The organism is Hymenobacter volaticus (assembly GCF_022921055.1).
GTDB classification, from domain to species: domain Bacteria; phylum Bacteroidota; class Bacteroidia; order Cytophagales; family Hymenobacteraceae; genus Hymenobacter; species Hymenobacter volaticus.
Genome location: NZ_CP095069.1, coordinates 58,338 through 78,059 on the forward strand (window position 1 = coordinate 58,338; position 19,722 = coordinate 78,059).

Sequence of the window (19,722 nt, forward strand, 5' to 3'; positions counted from 1 at the left end):
AAAACTTAGTGAAGCCTATTTCGCTTCCTGGCTACAAAAAAAGCCCCTCACTAGAAGGGGCTTTTTGCTGTTGTGCTTTTTCTTGCCTGTATCGGAGACGGGGCAAGAACAGGCGTTACTTATTGCTTCCAACCACCACCTAATGCCCGATATACATTAATCGTAGCGTTCAGTTGCTGCATTTTGGTTTCAATCAAATCGAACTTCGACTCCAAGGCGTCGCGCTGCGTGAACAACACTTCGGTATAGTCGGCTCTGGCGGAGCGGAACAGGCTGCTAGAAATCGTGCTCGATTGGTTGAGGGCCTGTACGGCCTTGGCTTTCTCGTCGTAGCTCTGGGCCAGGTTATTGATGTTGGCAAGCTGATTGGCTACCTCCACGTAGGCGTTAAGTATGGTCCGCTCGTAGTTGTACACTGCCTGCGTCTGCACGGCGTTGGCGTTGCCGTACACCGCTTTGATGCCATTGCGGTTAACCAAAGGCGCTACCAAATCACCGGCCAAAGAGTACAGCATGGATTCAGGCGTGGAGAACAACAAGCCAGGCTTGAAAGCGGCGAACCCTGCGGTGCCGGTGATGCGTAGCGCTGGATAAAAGTTGGCTCGGGCCACCTTCACGTCCAGTTTTGTAGCCGCCAATTGCTGTTCGGCCTGCCGGATATCGGGTCGGTTTTGCAACAGTTGCGCCGGAACTCCTGCCTGCACAACAGTCGGCACCAAATCGTTGAACGAGTCGGAGTTGCGCACTATTGGTCGCGGATACCGGCCCACCAAGAAGTTGATCCAGTTTTCGGTTTCCACAATGCGCTGCTGTATGTTGTACTGCAGGCTGCGGGTGTTGTGCACCTGCGCTTCAAAGCGTTGGACTGCCAACTCCGTCACGCGGGCCGACTCCTTTTGCAGCTTCACCAGTTCTAGGGCATTGCTTTGCAACTCGATGTTCTGCCGAGTGATGGCCAACTGGTTGTCGAGCGCCAGCAGTTCGTAATAGGAATTGGCAATTTCGGCAATCAGGTTGGTGACTGTGAAATTCCGGCCTTCAACGGTTGCTAGGTACCGGTTGGCGGCTGCGGCGCGGGCGTTGCGCAACTTATGCCAGATGTCCACTTCCCAGCTAGCCACCGCCCCAATCTGGTAGTTTGGCAACGGGTCGGGCGTGCGCTTATCGTGCTGGATGTTGATGTTTTCCTCCGTGGCGCCTTGTAGCGTGTACCGCCCCGGGCGCTCGGCTTCGGCCTTGGCACCCAAGCCCACAAAAGGCAGGTACTCGCCTTTTCTGATTTGCACTTCGTTGCGGGCAATCTGGATTTCCTGCAGGGCGATATTGAGCTCCTGATTGTTTTGCAGCGCCGTATCAATCAGGGCAATCAGGTTCGGATCGGTGAAAAACTGTTTCCACCGAAGCGTGGCGGTGCTGGTTGTATCCTTAGCAGTGGCGGTGGAGTAGCTAGCCGGCACGTTGCGGCTCTCTTTTCTTGCCACCAACCCCGGCGTTGTACACGCCGCTGCTGCTACCGCTAGAAGGGCCGCGCTCAGGCTTTGATAAATACGTTTCTTAAGCATGAGTCTCAACTTCTTCAACTAAAACATGCGGCTCGAATTCTGAGAGGGGGTGCTCGTTTTCATCCCCAATTAGTTTGCGGCCGGCGGCAAGAGTGCCAAAAATGTAATACAGGCCGGGCACAATGATTACCCCGAAAACGGTACCGAACAGCATTCCACCTAGGGCCGACGTACCAATAGTGCGGTTGCCAATAGCCCCGGCGCCGGTAGCCAACACCAGCGGAATCAGGCCGGCAATAAAGGCGAACGAGGTCATCAGAATCGGGCGGAAACGGACCTTAGCGCCTTCAATAGCCGCATCACGGATCGACATGCCTTCCTCGTGCTTCTGCACCGCAAATTCCACGATCAGTACGGCGTTCTTACCAAGCAGACCCACCAGCATCACCAAGCCGACTTGGGCGTAGATGTTATTGGCCAGGCCCAGCGTTTTGATGAGCAGGAACGAGCCGAAGATACCCGCCGGCAAAGACAAGATGACGGCCAGCGGCAACAAGAAGCTTTCGTACTGCGCGGCTAGCACCAAGTACACGAAGGCTAACACCACCAAGAAGATATAGATGGCCTCGTTACCGCGCGACACCTCGTCTTTCGACAAGCCACCCCAGTCGATGTCGTAGCCACGGGGCAGGGTTTTCTTGGCTACTTCCTGTACTGCTTTGAGGGCCTCACCCGAGCTGTAACCCGCGGCAGCGTCGCCGCGAATGGAGGCCGTGGGGTACATGTTGTAGCGGTTGATTTCGTTGGCACCCTGGCCTTTCACGATTTTCATGAAGGCTGAAAACGGCACCATCTCGCCCTTGTCGTTTTTCACCCACATGTCCAGAATGTCCTTGGGCAAGCGGCGGTACTCCGGCGAAGCCTGCACAAACACCTTGAAGAAGCGCTGGTACTTGATAAAGCCCAACTCGTAGGTCGAGCCTACCATGATGCTTAGCGTGTTCATGGCATTGCCAATGCTCACGCCTTTCTGCATAGCCAACTGGTTGTCGATCTGCAGCTCGTATTGCGGATAGTTAGCCGAGAAGAAGGTAAACAGGCCAGCTAGTTCCTTGCGCTTTTTCAACTCGGCCATGAAGTCCTCGTTCACCTTTTCCAGTGCCTTGTAGTCGCCGGTGCTGGTTTTGTCGAGCAACTGCAGCTGGAAACCACCTGCCGCGCCGTAGCCGGGTACTGCCGGTGGCTCGAAGAATTCGATGGTCGCGCCGGGAATTTCCTTGGCCTTTTTCTCTAGGTTCTCCACGATGTCGTGGATGGACTCCTTACGCTCATGCCACGGCTTGAGGTTGATGAGCAGCGTACCGGCGTTGGAGCCGCGGCCTTCGGTGAGTACCTCGTAACCAGCCAAGCTCGAAATGCTTTCAATGCCCGGCACATTTTCTGCAAGCTTCGAGAGCTGTTGCGACAAGGCGTTGGTGCGTTCTAGCGTTGAGCCGGGCGGCGTCTGAATAATGGCATAGAGCATGCCTTGGTCCTCGGCCGGGATGAAGCCTGTAGGCAGCGTCGACGAGATGCCGAAGATGCCCACCCCAAAGGCAAGCAGAATAGCGAAGGTGAACACGCGGCGGTCCACCACTTTTTCCAACAGGGTGGTGTAGCGGCCGGTCAGGCGCTCAAACCCGCGGTTAAACCAGTCGATGAAGCGGTTGATGGGCGTCTTCTTGCGGGGCTGGCCGTGCGTGTTCTTCAGAATCATGGCGCACAGCACCGGCGTCAAGGTCAAGGCCACAATACCGGAAATGACAATAGACGAGGCCATCGTAATCGAGAACTGGCGGTAGAAAATACCCACCGGACCGCTCATGAAGGCTACCGGCACAAATACGGCCGTCATCAGGATGGTAATGGCGATGATAGCACCGCTGATTTCGCCCACTACCTCGCGCACCGCTCCGTAGGGCGATAGGTGCTTTTCTTCCATCTTGGCGTGCACCGCTTCCACGACCACAATGGCATCGTCGACCACAATACCGATGGCCAGCACCAGCGCAAACAGCGTAATCATGTTGATGGTCATCCCGAATGCCTGCATGGCAATGAAGGCACCGACCAATGACACCGGCACGGCAATAATCGGGATGAGCGTACTGCGCCAGTCGCCGAGGAACAGGAACACCACCAGGGCTACCAGAATAAAGGCATCGCGCAGGGTATGAATTACGTTCTCTGTGGAGGCGTCGAGGAAGTTCGACACGTCGTAGCTGATCTTGTAGTCCATGCCGGGCGGCATGGTTTTCTTCAATTCTTCGAGCTTGGCTTTCACACTCTTAATCACCTCACTAGCGTTCGAGCCGTAGGTTTGCTTGAGCATAATAGCCGCCGAAGGATAGCCATCTAGGTTGGAATAGATGTCGTAGAACTCCGAGCCCAGCTCCACATTGGCTACGTCCTTGAGGCGCAGCGTTTCGCCGTTGGAGTTGGCCTTGATGATGACGTTCTTATACTCCTCCACGTCATTGAAGCGGCCTTTATACGTCAGCACGTATTCCAGTGCTGAAGCCTCTTTACCATCCGAGCGGCCGATACGGCCCGGCGAGCCGATAACGCTCTGGTCATTCAGGGCCTCCATCACGTCGTCAACGGACAGATTGTAGGCGCGCATGCGGTCCGGCTTCAGCCACACGCGCATGGCGTACTGGCGGCTACCCAAGATGCTGGCCCGGCCAATACCGTCGATACGCTGAATTTCGGGTAGCATGTTCACCCCAGCGAAGTTGAAGAGGTACCGCATGTCGGTATTCTTGTCTTTGCTGTAGAGGTTCACATACATCAGCATGTTCGGCACCACGCGGTTTACCACTACGCCTTCACGCTGCACCAACACCGGCAAACGGTTCAGAATCTGCGCGATACGGGTGTTTACGTTCACCACCGCTTGCTCGGGGTCAGTACCTAGCTTGAAGACGATCTGAATGTTGGCTTCCCCGGCGCTAACTGCGTCGGAGGTCATGTACTTCATGCCCGGCACACCGTTAATGGCCTGCTCGAGCGGGATAAGCACCGATTCGGTCAGCACCTTAGCGCTGGCGCCCGGATACGCCGTGCTCACCATTACCATGGGCGGCGAAATCTCCGGGAATTGGGACGTGGGCAGGGTATTGATGGCCAGAATACCCAGGAACATGATTACCACCGATATAACGATGGCAAACACGGGGCGGCGAAGGAATCTACTGAACATTATCTAGTTGTTCGTGGCTGTGATGAGGTGCCTCTATTCAGAGTACACTTTCAGGTGCGAGATAACCGACTTCGGTTCTTGGTACTTGAAGCTGATTTTGTCCCCGTCTTTCACTTTGCGGATGCCTTCCAGCATGATTTTGTCGTCTGCTTTCAGACCCGAAGAGATGATGTAGAGGTCCGGCATTTCCGATGCCACCACCACTTCCGTCTGGTGCACCACGTTCTTCTTGTCCACCACGTACACGAACTTCTTCTCGAGCACCTCGAACGTGGCTTTCTGTGGCACAATCAGGGCGTGCTTAAGCGGCACTGTCATCAGCACGCTGCCGGTTTCGCCGTTGCGGAGCAGCCCTTTAGGGTTGGGGAAAGTGGCTCGAAAGGCAATGTTGCCGGTTTCATTGTTGAAGTCGGCCTCGATGGTTTGCACTACGCCAGTCTCGTCGAATACCTCGTTGTTGGCCATCCGTAGTTTAACGTGCATGTTGTTGCCGGTCTGTGCGTGGGCCTTATAAGACAGATACTCCGCTTCCGGCACGTTGTAGTACACCCACATCTTGCTGTTATCCGAAAGAGTTGTCAGCAAGTCGCCCTCGTCAACCAAGCTACCCAACCGAGCCTGGAAGTGGTCCATGATGCCACTGAATGGCGCTTTGATGGCCGTGAATTGCAGGTGCGTTTGTGCCAACGACACTTCGGCTTGCGCTTTGTCGAGCTTGGCTTGGGCCAAGGCTAACTCGTTGGGTGACACCACGTTGTTGTCGGCTAGCTTCTTGGTGTTCTGATACTCGATGTTGACGAACTTGGCTTCGGCCTGCGATTTTTTCAATTCTGCCTGATAGAGCATCGGCATGATCTGAAACATCATCTGTCCTTTTTCAACGTACTGTCCCTCGTCTACAAAAATCTTCTGCAGATAACCTCTTTCCAGCGCCCTCATCTCGATGTGCTGGATGGAATGAATCTGCGCCACGTAATCCTTGGTGATGGTCGTGTCTTTTTGCAGGGGCTGGTAACCAAAAACTTGGTTACCTCTTCCTTTTCTTCTTCTTTCTTAGAGCAGCTTGTAGAGCAATACAAGACGCTGCAGCCCATGAGCATGAGCATGAACGTTCTTTTCATGAGAACCTTAGTGGTGATCTTAGAAGATGTGTGTTGGAGGAGGTGTGCTGAATGGGAATTGCCTGAGCCGGCGGTAACCGATAACTCGGTTTGTTTTTTTGGCGATTGGCTTGCTGGTAATTGAGAAGCTGTTGTTGCCAAATCACGCAATGCAGTAGATGGATAGAGTAGCTTACTATGTTTATACATGCTTTATAATCTGTTTCACTGTGCAGCCGGCTGGTAAATGCCAGCGAAGGCGGCGTATTAGTGCGATGCGCGGCGGCAAAACGAGGCGAGATACCGATGCTCTATCGCTGGTGTTATAGGCTGAGCGATACAAAACTCTCCTCGGAATATGAAGACGGTATGAAGTAAACTTACCTCTACAGTGTTAAGAGGCACTTTTTCTAATTATACCTCTAACCTTCAAGAGCTTAGCCACGCTTTTGCGAGCCAGCGGAAGTAGAAATATGCTTGCAAAAACATGCGGCCACTACGCTGTTGTGTATCAAATTCTACTTGGGCGTGTAGACAGTAGACGTTTTGTAACAAGCCCTAACTGAAATGACCGTCATGCGGAATGCAATGCAACGAAGCCGAAGCATCTCACGTGCTGAGGTCGTACAGATGACGTTGCCAAACCACTCCGTTGTCATGCTGAGCGAAGGCGTAGCCGCAGTCGAAGCATCTCGCTAGTGTGGTAAATCATTTTACTATTCCTGATGTCAGCACGCGAGATGCTTCGACTACGCTCAGCATGACAATACCTCTGTAAAGATTTGAGCGAGATGCTTCGGCTGCGCTCAGCATGACGGTCTTTTTTAATTTACTGTACACGCAGCCTAGTTTGGGAAGGCCTTCGTGCTAGCTCTTGAAATAGCTTCAAACATTGCACCGGCAGATACCGATTATGATACTAAGGCACCATTACTGAAATCAATACTTTAGCTGTCGTCCTGTTTCACGAAATATAAACCTGGGCTACACCAGGGAGCTTTCGGCGCATACTTTGTGCTGGCTTTTTTAAACATTTCGTGGCTCCTGAGGGATAGTATACACTTGCCTTTGATACAATGAAATACACGTACAGCTCCGAGATGTATGGCCTGCAGGCTGTGGAAACCAGCGTATCGCAGGCCTGGCCGGGGCTGCGAGTAGAGCGTTATCAACTAGAGGCCATGGCTATGCCTGCGCATTTCCACAAGCATCATTTGCTACTGCTTCATCAGGGGCAGCAGCCCATCCGTTCGCAGCGCCACAGCGGCCGCCGCTTCGACGAAGACCTGTTTGGCGCTGGCGACGCGGGTCTTTATCCTGCTGGCGAGTACGGCCCCATTGCCTGGGACGGCCCCACCGACATCATTCACTTGCACCTCGATGCCCAGGCGTTGGAAGCAAGGGCCCGCCATGACCTAGACCTGACGCGTTTTGCCCTGCACGAGCGGTTCCGATTCGAGGACGGACTCCTAACTCAGCTAGGGCGGCAGCTTCTGGCTGCCAGCAACGCCAAGCATACGCTCGGGCGGTTGTACGTCGAGTCGTTGGCAAACACGCTCTGTTATCATCTTATCGAGCACCATGCCAGCTACGAGCAGCGCGTTGGGGGCACAGGCTCCCGGCTGTCTGCCGCGGTGTTGGCACGACTTGACGCCTACCTAGAAGCAGCTGCCGAACAGCCGATTAGCCTGCAAATGCTGGCGAGTTTGGCCAATTTGAGCGTATTTCATTTTGCCCGCCGCTTCAAGCAAACGACCGGCGCTACGCCCTATCAGTACGTGTTACAGTGGAAAATGAAACGGGCCCAACAGCTACTACGCACCGATGAACTGCCCATTGCCTCCGTCAGCGACGCGCTAGGGTTTGCCTCACCTACCCATTTTTCGGCCGCGTTCAAGCGGGCCTTTGGGTGTACACCGCGCGAGTTTCAGCGGCGTTAATCTCAAGTTGAGGACTGTGGCCGAATGGCCCTGCCTTTCTAGCAAATAAGTTGCTGCCAACCATTTAAGATTGGCGGATCGGCGCCCAACTGTCTTGACCGGCAACCTAGCTGACCCGTGCCCCGAAGTTTCCAAGCAATTTGGCGGCGTACTTGTAGCGGATTATAATGCCCATTATGGACTGATTACCGCACAAAGAGTGCCTTTCACCTAGCTACGGGGTTGTTATTGAGTGTTGTGAACGCATTGACTTGCTGGCAGAAGAAGAGCAAGAATTCGATGGAAGTGAGCAAGAAATAAGAGAGGAACCGGGTAGGCTAAGAGGACCTTTGCTTTACTAAATAGGTAGGGCAGTCCAGTTGCTCCTAACCTCGAATCTCTCACAGTTCACCTAATACCTGATGCTACCAACCTTAGAAGCTCCTGCCGCCTACTCAGACGAGGCCTTGCTCGCAAAATTTCCTGGTTTCACCAACCACTATGCTACCGTCAATGGTGTGCGCCTGCACTATGTGGAAGGCGGTAGTGGACACCCCCTTATTTGCTTGCCCGGCTGGCCGCAAACCTGGTATTCTTTTCATCCTGTGGCTTCAGAGTTGGCCCAGCACTATCGTGTTATCATCCTCGATATCCGCGGAATGGGCAGCTCAGACAAGCCCGAAACAGGCTATGATAAAAAAACCATGGCTCAGGACGTGTATGCTCTGACGCAGTTACTGGCCCTGCCTACCGTATCGTTGCTGGGCCATGACATTGGCGGCATGGTGGCCATGAGCTTTGCGTTTAATTATCCTGCGGCCACGCACAAAGTGGTTTTGTTGGATAGCGGCCATCCGAGTGAAGGCATGCGCTACATGTCGATGCTGCCAGCTCCCGGCACATTCGAGGCGAAAATGGATGGCAACAATCCTTACATGTGGTGGATGTCCTTCAACCAGATCAAGGAGTTGCCCGAGCAGCTGCTAGCGGGTCGTTTCCGCTACGTGCTAGACTGGTTATTTCAATACGTAATGATTGATGAGCGTCACATGACGGAATTTGACCGGCAGGCATACGCGACCGTGTACAACCACCCCGCCAATATCCGAGCCGCCAATGGTTGGTACCAAACATTCAACCAAGACATAGAGGACATGAAAACCTACTCCCGCCTTACCACGCCAATTTTAGGAATCGGGAGCTATGTGGCCTACAGCAATATGAATATGAGTTTGCCTGCCATAGCTGATAATGTCGAGGTGCTTGACTTCTCAAACAGTGGGCATTATCTGTTCGAGGAAAATCCTACCCAAGTACTAGAGGCCGTCCTACGCTTTCTGCACTAATAAGTAGCGCACAGGAAAAGCACTCTAGCGCTGCTCATTAGCGCTTGGCATGTATTCCATCCCCGCTACAACTTTAGTATTGCCAGTGCTATTCGTTACGGGTCAGAACAACTACGTGGTTAGCTCAGACCAGCTCAAGTCCTTCCGCGGTTCTCAGCAGCAAGTCGTGCTCCTTACCGGAAAACATTGCTTTTGAGCAATTCCAAAGGCTTTAATGAAGTTCTTGCTGGCTTTGCGCACCTTCAGCCTTGCCATCTAACAACTGTCTTTACTAAGTCAAACCCCGGTTGACTCTGCGAGTTTATCGCCTAATATTATTATCAAATAAGAAAATTAACAATTGAATAATTGCGGCCTTGCCATGAACAGATTAGGCGACAAAACAACGGTCTTCTATTCTAGTAATCAGCTAGCTACGCCCCTAGAAGATGGCGTGTTCTTAGGCTAAGGATATGTAGCTTAGTATATAGTTAACGTCTGAATGTCTATCAGCTCAAACAGGATGCACAAGATTACAGTTGAGCTTAATCTAGAAAAGTTTTACCTTTGCCGAGCTGAGGCATACCAAGATGTAGCCCAGTGATTCAGAACACAAAAAGACCTGGCCACAAACTGACCAGGTTTTTTTGTGCCCATGGCACCACGCTTACTGAAATAGCACCAGCACTTCGCTTATCTCAAGGTTAGCAGACCACACGTCTGGAGAGTATAGGCAAGCCCATCATCAACCATCTCTTGCTTCGAAATAGCGAGCAGCCTTCTTGGTGTCCCTTTCCGGCGTTTTGCGGTATTGCTTTGGGCTACAAATGATGTTAGCTGTCAGGCAGGCCAGTTTTCGGACAGCCAGCTAGACTGGACCTAACTGGTAGAAACCAGAACAGCATCTGTGACTTAACACTAGCTGCTCGTTGCCAGGTTAGGAAGTTACCACATCATACCCTTGCGCTTATTGCTGGCCGTATACGTAAGTGCAAAATCAACACTTTATGTGGAAGTCAACTGTAGAGAAGTTTCCGCCTGCGTACTTCACTCTTATCATGGCCACGGGTATCATTTCGTTGGCCGCGCACGCGCAGCATATTTCGTGGCTGGCCGAAAGCTTCTTTTACCTGAATCTGCTGCTCTACCCGCTGTTTCTATTACTGCTGTTGGCGCGAGTGCTACTTTTTACTGGCGCAGTTATAGCCGAATTAACTTCTCACGAACAGGGGCCCAACTTCCTGGCACTGGTTGCAGCCACCTGCCTGGTAGGCAATCAATTTGTGCAACTATGCGGCAATGAGGCAGTAGGGCTGGCGCTGTGGGGATTTGGCGCACTTTGTTGGCTGCTGCTTTTATATGGGTTTCTGATTAGCGTAACGTTGCGCGACAACAAACCCGAGCTAGAAACTGGCCTCGGCGCCAATTGGCTGCTCATAACCGTCTCCACGCAAGCGTTGGCAGTGCTGGGGCCGGTTTAGCACCTACACTGGCGTTCCCTACTGATGTGGGCGCGTTTCTGGTGCTGTGCTTGTTCTTGTTAGGCAGTTTGTTCTACGTCGTGCTCTGTACACTCCTGTTTTATCGACTGACCTTCAAGCAAGTGGAGGTACAGGAAGTTACCGCTACGTATTGGATTAGCGTTGGGGGCAGCGCCATTACAGTTCTGGCCGGAGCAACGCTGCTGGGTATTCTCCCCATAGTCCAGGCCTAGCTAATGCGGCTGGGTTCGTGAAAGGATGGAGCGTATTGTTCTGGGTGCTGAGCACTTGGTGGATTCCGTTTGTAGTGGTTTTACGTGGATGGCACCACTTGCGCGCGCGTCCGAACTTTTCCTACCAACCCTCTTCTTGGAGCATGGTTTTCCCTGTGGGCATGTACGCGGCCGCTACTGGTCGCTTAGCTATTGCCTTGCCGCTACCTGCCTTGCGCGCCATTTCTTCTAGCTTTATTTGGCTGGCACTCTTAGCATGGGGCCTGACGCTGACCGGCATGCTGGTTCATTACTTGACCCCAAATCAAAGTTCGTCGCCAGCACAAACGTAGTGGCATTCGGCTACTATAAAAAGGCGAGGCTTCCGTTGACGGCAATTGTCAGTGGAAGCCTCGCCTTCGCTCAATTAACCAATGTACTACTCTATTCTGCTACCAAGAGCGTTTGCGGCGCAGCTTGCTTAATGCGGCTTAAGAGCCACTCAGCTTGGCGCTTGGTGCGGGCGCTGCAGAACGCGTAGCAGGCTTTTAACTCTTCGTCGCGTAGGCCTAGAGCTGCTTGCTGAATTACAACCCAGCACAACTGTACCTCCTGAACCAATAGCCAAAGGTCGTGTAAGTCGCGCAGCAGGGCCAGGCTGCTACTGCGTGGTTCCGCAAACAGGTCACGCTTTAACTTGCTTGGCTCGTTGCTTTTTTCTTCGGAATACTTTTCGACAAACCCCTGCACCTTTCCGTGGTGCTCCCGCGACCAAGCTGAGAGCTTTTGGCACATTTGCTCGATATCAGGCTCGTCGTGGTGGTGATTAGCTACGTATTCGAAGGCTTCCGTTAGCTGCTTTTCGCTGTTTTCAAGCAGGCCCAGGTAATAAGGAAGGTGCATAGTGAAGCAGAATTAGGCGTTTACTTTGCGAATACGCACGGCGGCATACTTGAAGTGGGGCTGCTTGCTGATTGGGTCCCATTCAGTTAGAGTCAATTCGTTAACCGCACGCGGCCGGTCGTCCTGGTCCCAGTAGCCATAATGAAAGGGAACGAAGATTAGCCCCGGCTCGATGTCGCCCACGCGAGCGGGCTCTTGTACCTTGCCCCGCCGCGACTTTACCTCTATCATGTCTCCTTCAACTATACCGTAATGGGCAGCGTCTTCGGTTGAGAGTTGAACGTAAGCGTCGGGCGCAGCCTCTTGTAATTCGCGGGAACGGCCGGTTTTGGTGCGTGTGTGGAAGTGGAATACCACCCGGCCCGTGGTGAGCCAGAGCGGGTATTGCGCGTCGGGTTTTTCGTGGGGCGGTTCGTAGTCTATCCCTTTGAGGAAGGCTTTGCCCTTGGGGTCGAGTAGCTTGTAATCGTCTTGGGAACGGGGGGTACCAGTTTCTAGATCGTGGCCGTAGTCTTCGCAATAGTCAACATCGGTGCTGAATACGCCGTTTTCATAGAGGTGCTTTTTGCCATCAGGATACTGCTCGTTGCAGGGCCATTGAATTCCTGAGCCACCCGTAAGCTTCGCATAGCTGAGACCAGTGTAGTCGCAAGGGCGGCCACGCGTGCATTCGCGCCAGGCGTTAAAGCCATCCTCGGTGGTTTGCCAGGTACTGGTGAGCAGTGGCTTGCCATCTTTGTCGCGGAAGTCCATGCGCCGAGAGTAGTCCACAAAAATGTCGAAGTCAGAACGTGCCTTGCCCGGTGGATCAACGGCTTTATGGGAGATGTGAACTGTGCGGCCTACGTTGGTGAAGCAACCCGTTTTTTCACCCCAGATAGCGGCCGGCAATACCACATCCGCCAAGGCTGTAGTTTCAGTGGGAAAGGCATCCTGTACCACCACAAATAGGTCGTCCTTGGCCAAGATCTTGCGCGCCCGGTCCAGATCGGGCATTGAAACCAGCGGATTAGTGGCGCTGATCCAAAGCATTTTGATGGAACCCTGCTCGCAGTAACGCCAGATTTGCATGGCGTGCGTAGGCGGCGCCCAATGCGGAATCTGATCCGGGTGCACGTTCCACAGGTCAGCTAGCTCCTGAATGTGCTTTTCGTTACTCCAGTTGCGAAAGCCAGGTAAGTCGCCATCGGCGCCGCACTCCCGCGTATTCTGGGCTGTGGGTTGGCCATTCATTTGGTAGATGCCGCTGCCATCGTGGCCAATAAGCCCGCGCAACAAATGCAAGTTGTTGACCTGCACCGCCGCTGCCGTAGCCTGCATCGATTGGTAAACGCCTTGCAAAGCCGTCGAAACCAAAGTATTGCAAGTACCCAGAATGTGAGCGGCCTCGCGCAGCTTAGCAGCGGGTACGCCCGTTAGCTGTTCTACGCGCTCCGGCGTCCATTTGGCTACCACTTGCTTTAGCTCCTCGAAGCCTATGGTATGCGCGTCGATGTATTCTTGGTTGATATGGCCGGCTTCAATGATGAGGTGTAGCAGTCCGTTCATCACGGGCACGTTAGTGCCCACCCGAGGTGCCAAGTGTACAGTAGCTTTTTCGGCGGTGTAAGTCGCACGAGGATCAATAACCACCAGCTTGGGCGGATTAGGCCCAGCTAAGCGGTCAAGTACCCGCATCCAAAGCACGGTTTGCTGCGAGGCAATGTTGTGGCCGACGTGCAAAATGGCTTCGGTGGTGTCCAGGTCAGAGTAAGAACCGGGCTGGCCATCCGAACCGAATGACTCTTTCAGAGCGGCCGCCGCGGTAGCTGTACATAAGCGGGTATTACCGTCCATGTGGGGAGTGCCAAGACCGGCTTTACCCACAATACCCAAGGCATAATACTCTTCTAGAAACAGCTGCCCGGACGTGTAGAACCCAATGGAACTGCTCGTGTGCTTTTCGATCAGCTCTTTGGACTTCTGCACAATCAAGTTCATGGCCTCGTCCCAGGTTGCTTCTTCCAGCTGGCCATTGCGACGAATCAGCGGTTTGGTCAACCGGTCAGGACTGTTATTCGCAACCCATCCATTTAACCCTTTAGGCCCCAGTCGGCCGTGGTTAACGCTGTCGACAGCCCGACCCCGCACACCCACAATGCGGCCCTCTTTCACTCCAATATCCACACCGCAACCATTAGAACATAAAACGCAAGCTGATTGCACCCAATGGTCCGGTTCTACTTCAAGCCGCTCGTCAACGCGTACCGACCATTGACCTTCGTAGCCGAGGCGAGGGCCCCAAATGTCTTGAATACTGTCGCGGGTTTGGATCATATAGCGTAGGTAGGGGTTAATGTAGCCCGGCCCGAGCAATAGTCAGCTCAAGCACAAGAAACTGGATTGTGCCTACTACGGAAATAATCCTGAAAAAGGAGAAATTTTTTAATCTTAATTTAATTTTGATACCTCGTTTCCAAGGCGCAAACACACATCGTATGAAAGCTTACTTCTCTTTTACTGCTACCCTAACTAAACTACTTAAATATCCTTTAGTATACTTAGAAACGAACTTGGGTTTGCTGATTGCACGTCGTGCGAACTAGGTAGAACTACACGTTATATAGTGAGTTTTCTTTAATATGAGCTCGTAGAAAGCGAGGAAGCATGCCAGTACTCATACTACATTCTACACCATTTAGCGACGAGATAATCCTTTCACTTACAACGCCAAAAAGCCCGCTGGGATATCCAACGAGCTTTCACTTGAGTTCTGAGAATTAATTCAGAACAGCAGTATGCGATTTCAAAATCTGACGAGCAACAGCCAAGTTGGTGTCGCGGGCGTTAACGGCTAGGTAGATAAACTTGTCACCTTTAGCCGAGAGCTTAATTACGTGCAGCTGATCCGTCAGTGTCAGCAGAATATCCTGAATGGTTTGATTAAGCTTAAGAGCTGAAATAGCTTTCAACTTTTGCTTTACCACTTCAGTGTTGTAAGCAGCGGCTGTATCAATGTCGAAATCAGCGATATTGGAATGAGAGGCCAGGGCCATACCAGTTTCGGTTTCTACAACAGCAACGGCGAGCAGGGTGGGGAGCTCGTCAAGAATTTCTTTAATGGTTTGTTTAGGGGATGACATGACGTAAAATGAGGTAAAAAGTAAGGGAAATAAAAGAAGGTGAAGGTTAAGCAAGCGGAGCCGTAAGGCGACGTAACAGTTCAGCAGCCATTGCCAAGTTGGTATCGGCTAAGCGGACAGCCAGAAAGCAATAACTTTGTCCATTTTGCACTGGCTTTATTAAGTGCAATTGCTCATCAAGTAGCAACGCCATTTCCGTCAGCGGCCCACCGGGGATGTGCCGGGCAGCAAGGGCTATATCAGTTGCTCTAAGCAGTTTTGCATAGCGTAAGCTTATTTGATTTGGGTTAAGCGCCGCCGTTGTCGTGTAGGAGGCAACTACGCGGCCCGATGGCACTTCAACCACACAACTCATAAGCAGGTCGGGTAATTCTTCAAGCAACTGATCTAACACGATGCGGGCCTGTTGACCAGCCTCATTGGAAGTACCGACCGTAACTTTGCGGAGGCTGAGACGGTTTAAAAAAGGGAACTGCATGCAGGAGATAAAGCAGGGTAACTACCAGAAAACGGTTTCAGTCAGACAACTAAAAGCGCAAGAACAAGTCTATAGCTTTTACAAGAATCCTAATTACTAAAGGTTGAAGAGAAAAGCTTTGTTTATAGAACTTTATCAAGTCTATTTTCGAGAACGAATCAAAGATAGCAGACCCGGAATGGGGTAATAAGGTAATTACGGTCAGTAAAACTAATTTCACTACGAATAGCAGCTTAATCTCGATGAATTGAGTCTACAGAAATTTTGCATGTTTTCAATTGCTGCTCAATTTAAGCTTACTGCACTTTACTAAGCTCTATTGCTTGTCAAATATTCTTACTGGGAGCACTATACAATGAGCAATTTAACTGTGTAGAAAGCCAGTCACAGAGAGCAGTATAGGTTTTCCATATGACTTGCTTTCAAACTGCTTTGTTGGTATAGCTAATAGTAAGAACGCGAGATTTAGTAGGCACCTAAATTTCAGCAATACTCTAAATGACGTTTTGAACTATAAAGCCGCTGGACTTTGCAAATCGCAAGAATATTAGCCTTAGGAATAACATAGAGCTTTGAAGTAGAAGTGAGCATGCATTAAGATAAGGTATCAACTGTTTGTGCTTATCGGTAATGAGAATAGCCAGTAATTAACTTGTTATACAGAAAAGCATTCTAGTCGTTAGACGAATTATTTACAAAACTATAATTAAAAATTATAAAGTTATATTTATTGAATCCTGAATCAATAGTTGTTAAACTGTTTGATTAGTTATATAAAAACTTAAATAAAACCCATCATGGAGTTTTCCAAGATTGGGACACATTCTACTTAAATTCTATAATTGAAACTATATCATATGATTATTAAAAGAACTTTTAAAACCAGTTTTTAACTTTTAAGCTATGATATGACTTTATTCATCTGAAGATTCTCTTTGTTGGAAGAGGAATTAGAGTGTTTCATCTGAAATAGCCCGTATAAAGCCTTATATGAATTTACCTGTTTCGTATAAATAGTATGAAAATAAGTGCAATTCAGTACTCTATCTTTGTCCTGTTCTGAATCACTTACCACACCGCTCGCTCTATCTTTTATGAAACTCAGCGCTCACCCCTTTCACCCCGTTACCGGCGCCCTGCTCCCGACTTATCGCGACGCCTATCTGCGCGGCGACCTGACCAGCAAGAACACGGCTGCCGTCGACGCCTATCTCAAAGCCAACAGCCAGCACGGCGACGCCACGCTCCGCCGCTACTACGAACTTAACCAGGCCGGCCATCAGGTGCAGCCCCTGGGCTGGGTGGCCCGCCAGTTCGAGCTCATCCGCACCGAGCCCCAGCGCTTGCGCCGCCGCGCTACCTCGCTAGTCGCGGGCAGTGCCCTGCTCGGCGGGGCTGTGTTTGCCGGCACCAACTTGCCCACCAACGAGCACGCCATCACCACCGTAACGGCCACCGAACTGCCCGCCGAGCTGCTGGCCTCTACCGAGAGCAGCACCAGTGCCAGCGCTGCCAGTGCCGCCTCAACGCTGCGCTTGAGCAGCGTGCGCGGCCGCATCCTCGACGAGAACGGCCAGCCGCTGGTCGGGGCAACCGTCATTGACAAAGTCAGTGGCCGGGGCGTGAGCACCGATGCCGCCGGCAACTATACCTTGCTCGTGCCCCTGGCCCAAACCCAGGTGCTGCAGTACGGCTACGCCGGCTACAGCGAGGAGGAAATCAAGCTCACCGGCCGCGGCACGCAGAACGTGACCCTGTTGCCCCGCCAAGAGCAAACCAAGAAACACCATTGGTGGCAGTTCTAAGCTTCAACTTAAGTTTCCTTAAACTATTACTAGGATTCTATTACAAGTTCTATCAGCAGTTAACTGTTAGTTGAATTTCCGGTATACAAAGCCCACTAGTTTTGCTAGTGGGCTTTCTCGTTTCTATTCGCTTCTAGTGTTTAGCTTACTTATAACTACTAGGTGCAACAATTACAGCTCAGCTAAGAGGCAAAACTTGAGAATAGTCTCTTTATTTCTAGCTACCAATAACGTCCAATTTTCGCTCGCTCAAGGCATGTGCGCTTCGAGCCTTTTACTGTCTAATTCAAACAATGGATCTAGCTCCGGAGGGCACTCGGAGCTAGACCAGTCTGACGCTTGAAAAAGTGACAGAAGTGGGCCACATCGGTGAAGCCGAGGCTGTCGGCAATCTCCGCGCTAGTCCAGCTGGTTTGTTTAAGCAAGATTTTAGCTTCCTGCGCCAGCCGGCTGCTGAGCAGGTCGGTAGTGGTGCGGCCAGTGGTTTGCTTGAGCACCCGGTTGAGGTGGTTGACATGCACGGCCAGCTGGTCGGCATAATCTTTGGGCGTGCGCAGACGCAACTGCTGTTGCGGAGTTTCCAGCGGAAATTGTCGTTCTAGTAGCTCGACGAACAGTGCTGTCACCCGGGCCGAAGCATTAGGGGCGTGGGCCAAGACCGGGGCTGGCTGCAGCTTCTGCCCGAAGTGAATTAGCTCCAACAGGTAGGTACGCAGCAAATCGTACTTGTAAGCATAACCGGAGGATATTTCCTGCGCCATTTTTTTAAAAATGGTCTCAATGGCCGCGTAATCAGTATTGGTTACCTCCAACACCGGGTAGGCTCCTAGCTGGAAAATCGGTAGTTCTTCTAGAACCACTCCACTCTTGGCGGGCAGCAGGAATTCATCGGTGAAGATGCAGAAGTAACCGGTTTGGTTTAGATCCTGTGGTAGCCACCGATAAGGCACCCGCGACGTAGCAAACCACAAAGCGTTCTGCGCAATATCTATCACCTTGTCAGCACTCTCTACTCGACTGCGCCCGCGAATCAAACTGATTTTATAGAAGGCCCGCCGGTCGAAGGTCATGGGTGGCCGATGGCGGTAATTGGCAATCAGATCGGCTATTTGAAAGACGTTGAAATGCCCTATTTCCTGCTGAACTCCAGGAGGCAGCAACGCGCTGGTAGGCGCGCCGTCACTAGCAGCCATTTTACTGTAAAACTCTTCGAGCGAATTAGGTTTCATAATTAGCAGCTGTAAAAATCAAATATATTTGATCCTTCACTATACTGCATATTGCTGTTGCCAATTTCCTAGCTCTTATCGAGCGAGATTCCAAGAGTTGATATCAACAGACCCTTTCGCTACTGATTTAGCCTACCAACTGATATTTGGGTTTTATAGCTAACCGGACAGAGACACAACAGGCAATTTTCCTTCTGGTCCTAGCTAATGCTGTCGCAGAGATATACCACTTCCTAACCGTTTAGGCTGGCAGGCAAATCAAGGTTGCCTAGTGTTAGGTACAGGTGCGCCGGAGCTAGGTTCTACCTAACCACGGCGCACCATGATCTACATCCATAATGTCTTGTTACACTACGAGACGGCAGTCACTCCTTTAGCTACCACTGCATCTAGCTTCATCTATAGTACCAAGGGTGACTGCAACTGAAATCCTAAGTGATTAGAGATTGAATATTCTTCTTACTCCGTCTAGTAGAGCTGTAGGCTTGCGACCAAGTAGCTGTTCCAAATCCGAGCTTACTATTTCCTCCTGCCCATTTTTGATATCGGTCATGAAGCCCACAATGCGCGGAATAACAACAGTTGGTAAGCCACGAGCTTGCAACTGCTCCTCGAACGCGACAGTTTCCACGGGAGTATAGGTCACGGGCTTATTGGACAGGGTAGTCAAGGCGGCGGCTACATCATGGAAAGAATACGCCTCGCTACCAGTGAGGTAGTAGGTTTTATTAGTGTTGCTGTTTTCCAGTAGCACGTGCGCAATGGCCTCCCCCATTTCACTGCGCAAGGCATAGGCTACTTTGCCCTCACCCGCAGGCAACGTAATGCCAGTGGATAGCACGTGCGGGCCCGTAAACTGCGGTAGGGCTTCCATATACAGAATGTTGCGAAATAAAACATAGGCTAGGCCGCTAGCTTTGATGTAATCTTCCGTCTGGAAGTGCCGCACCATTAACTGGTTAGTGAGCGTGCTACGGTCTTTCAGTGCACGACTCGTATAAGCCAAGCACTCCACACCTGCCTGGCGGGCAGCATCTACTACGTTGTAGTGCTGTTGAAGGGCGTCAGACTCTCCGCCACCCGATATCAGCAGCACCTTAGTCACGCCCTGCATTGCTTGCTTCAGCGAAGCCAAGTCACTATAATCACCCACACGAATGTTTATTCCTTGGGCTTGCAGGTCAGCGGCTTTGTCGGGGTCGCGCACCAAGGCGGCTAGGTTGCTAGGAGCAGTATTATTGGCGAGCGTTTGTAGCACGGCTCGGCCTAAGTGCCCAGTGGCACCAGTTACCAAAATCATACGAACAGTCTTATCGGGTTGAACAAAAGGTCGCAACGACTGTCTTTGCTACTTGCTGCACGGCCGATGAGCAGGTAGTAGAACGCTTGCTGTTGCACTAGCAAA

At 51.6% G+C, this 19,722-nt stretch carries 12 protein-coding genes and 2 pseudogenes; 5 read left to right on the plus strand and 9 right to left on the minus strand.

Features of this window, described 5'->3' with window-relative positions; all coding sequences use genetic code 11:
• Positions 1-119: 119 nt before the first annotated feature.
• From MUN86_RS30350 to MUN86_RS30360, 3 genes and pseudogenes are all read right to left on the minus strand, one after another.
• Positions 120-1,562: a TolC family protein gene (locus tag MUN86_RS30350; RefSeq protein ID WP_245127656.1), complete on the minus strand. Its 1,443-nt coding sequence runs from the start codon at positions 1,560-1,562 to the stop codon at positions 120-122.
• A complete protein-coding gene (locus MUN86_RS30355) occupies positions 1,555-4,743 on the minus strand; it encodes an efflux RND transporter permease subunit (protein WP_245127657.1) in 3,189 nt (1,062 codons plus the stop codon). Before MUN86_RS30355 ends, MUN86_RS30350 begins: the two co-directional genes overlap by 8 nt.
• Positions 4,744-4,776: 33 nt before the next feature.
• Positions 4,777-5,864: pseudogene (locus tag MUN86_RS30360) on the minus strand (efflux RND transporter periplasmic adaptor subunit).
• Between the two features lie 1,055 nt (positions 5,865-6,919).
• On the opposite strand from MUN86_RS30360, the gene MUN86_RS30365 reads away from it, so the two are divergent.
• From MUN86_RS30365 to MUN86_RS31545, 4 genes and pseudogenes are all read left to right on the plus strand, one after another.
• Positions 6,920-7,783: a helix-turn-helix transcriptional regulator gene (locus MUN86_RS30365; protein WP_245127658.1), complete on the plus strand. Its 864-nt coding sequence runs from the start codon at positions 6,920-6,922 to the stop codon at positions 7,781-7,783.
• Positions 7,784-8,184: 401 nt separating this feature from the next.
• A complete protein-coding gene (locus tag MUN86_RS30370) occupies positions 8,185-9,108 on the plus strand; it encodes an alpha/beta fold hydrolase (RefSeq protein WP_245127659.1) in 924 nt (307 codons plus the stop codon).
• Between the two features lie 1,037 nt (positions 9,109-10,145).
• Positions 10,146-10,801 (plus strand): annotated as a pseudogene (locus MUN86_RS30375) (tellurite resistance/C4-dicarboxylate transporter family protein).
• 44 nt (positions 10,802-10,845) lie between these two features.
• Entirely contained in the window at positions 10,846-11,133 is a 288-nt protein-coding gene (locus MUN86_RS31545; RefSeq protein ID WP_502592250.1) for an SLAC1 family transporter, read from the plus strand.
• Positions 11,134-11,224: 91 nt separating this feature from the next.
• On the opposite strand, the gene MUN86_RS30380 is transcribed toward MUN86_RS31545, so the two are convergent.
• The 4 genes from MUN86_RS30380 to MUN86_RS30395 all read right to left on the minus strand — a co-directional run bounded on the left by MUN86_RS30380 (position 11,225) and on the right by MUN86_RS30395 (position 15,283).
• Positions 11,225-11,683 carry a molybdopterin oxidoreductase gene (locus tag MUN86_RS30380; RefSeq protein WP_245127660.1) on the minus strand — a complete coding sequence of 153 codons (459 nt, stop codon included), beginning with the start codon at positions 11,681-11,683 and terminating at the stop codon, positions 11,225-11,227.
• Between the two features lie 12 nt (positions 11,684-11,695).
• Positions 11,696-13,999, minus strand: a complete 2,304-nt coding sequence (locus tag MUN86_RS30385) for a molybdopterin oxidoreductase family protein (protein WP_311182690.1) — start codon at positions 13,997-13,999, stop codon at positions 11,696-11,698.
• Between the two features lie 443 nt (positions 14,000-14,442).
• Positions 14,443-14,805, minus strand: a complete 363-nt coding sequence (locus MUN86_RS30390) for a hypothetical protein (protein ID WP_245127661.1) — start codon at positions 14,803-14,805, stop codon at positions 14,443-14,445.
• Between the two features lie 46 nt (positions 14,806-14,851).
• On the minus strand, positions 14,852-15,283 hold the full coding sequence (locus MUN86_RS30395; RefSeq protein ID WP_245127662.1) for a hypothetical protein: 432 nt from the start codon (positions 15,281-15,283) through the stop codon (positions 14,852-14,854).
• 1,094 nt (positions 15,284-16,377) lie between these two features.
• Between MUN86_RS30395 and MUN86_RS30400 the strand changes: the two genes are divergently transcribed.
• The gene (locus MUN86_RS30400; protein WP_245127663.1) at positions 16,378-17,088 is read left to right on the plus strand and encodes a carboxypeptidase-like regulatory domain-containing protein; all 711 of its coding nucleotides are present in this window, start codon (positions 16,378-16,380) and stop codon (positions 17,086-17,088) included.
• A 299-nt stretch (positions 17,089-17,387) separates the two neighbouring features.
• Here the strand turns inward: MUN86_RS30400 and MUN86_RS30405 are convergent, their stop codons facing one another.
• Together MUN86_RS30405 and MUN86_RS30410 are read right to left on the minus strand one after the other, a co-directional pair.
• A complete protein-coding gene (locus MUN86_RS30405) occupies positions 17,388-18,317 on the minus strand; it encodes a helix-turn-helix domain-containing protein (protein ID WP_245127664.1) in 930 nt (309 codons plus the stop codon).
• A gap of 439 nt (positions 18,318-18,756) precedes the next feature.
• The gene (locus MUN86_RS30410) at positions 18,757-19,617 is read right to left on the minus strand and encodes an SDR family oxidoreductase (RefSeq protein WP_245127665.1); all 861 of its coding nucleotides are present in this window, start codon (positions 19,615-19,617) and stop codon (positions 18,757-18,759) included.
• Positions 19,618-19,722 lie beyond the last annotated feature (105 nt).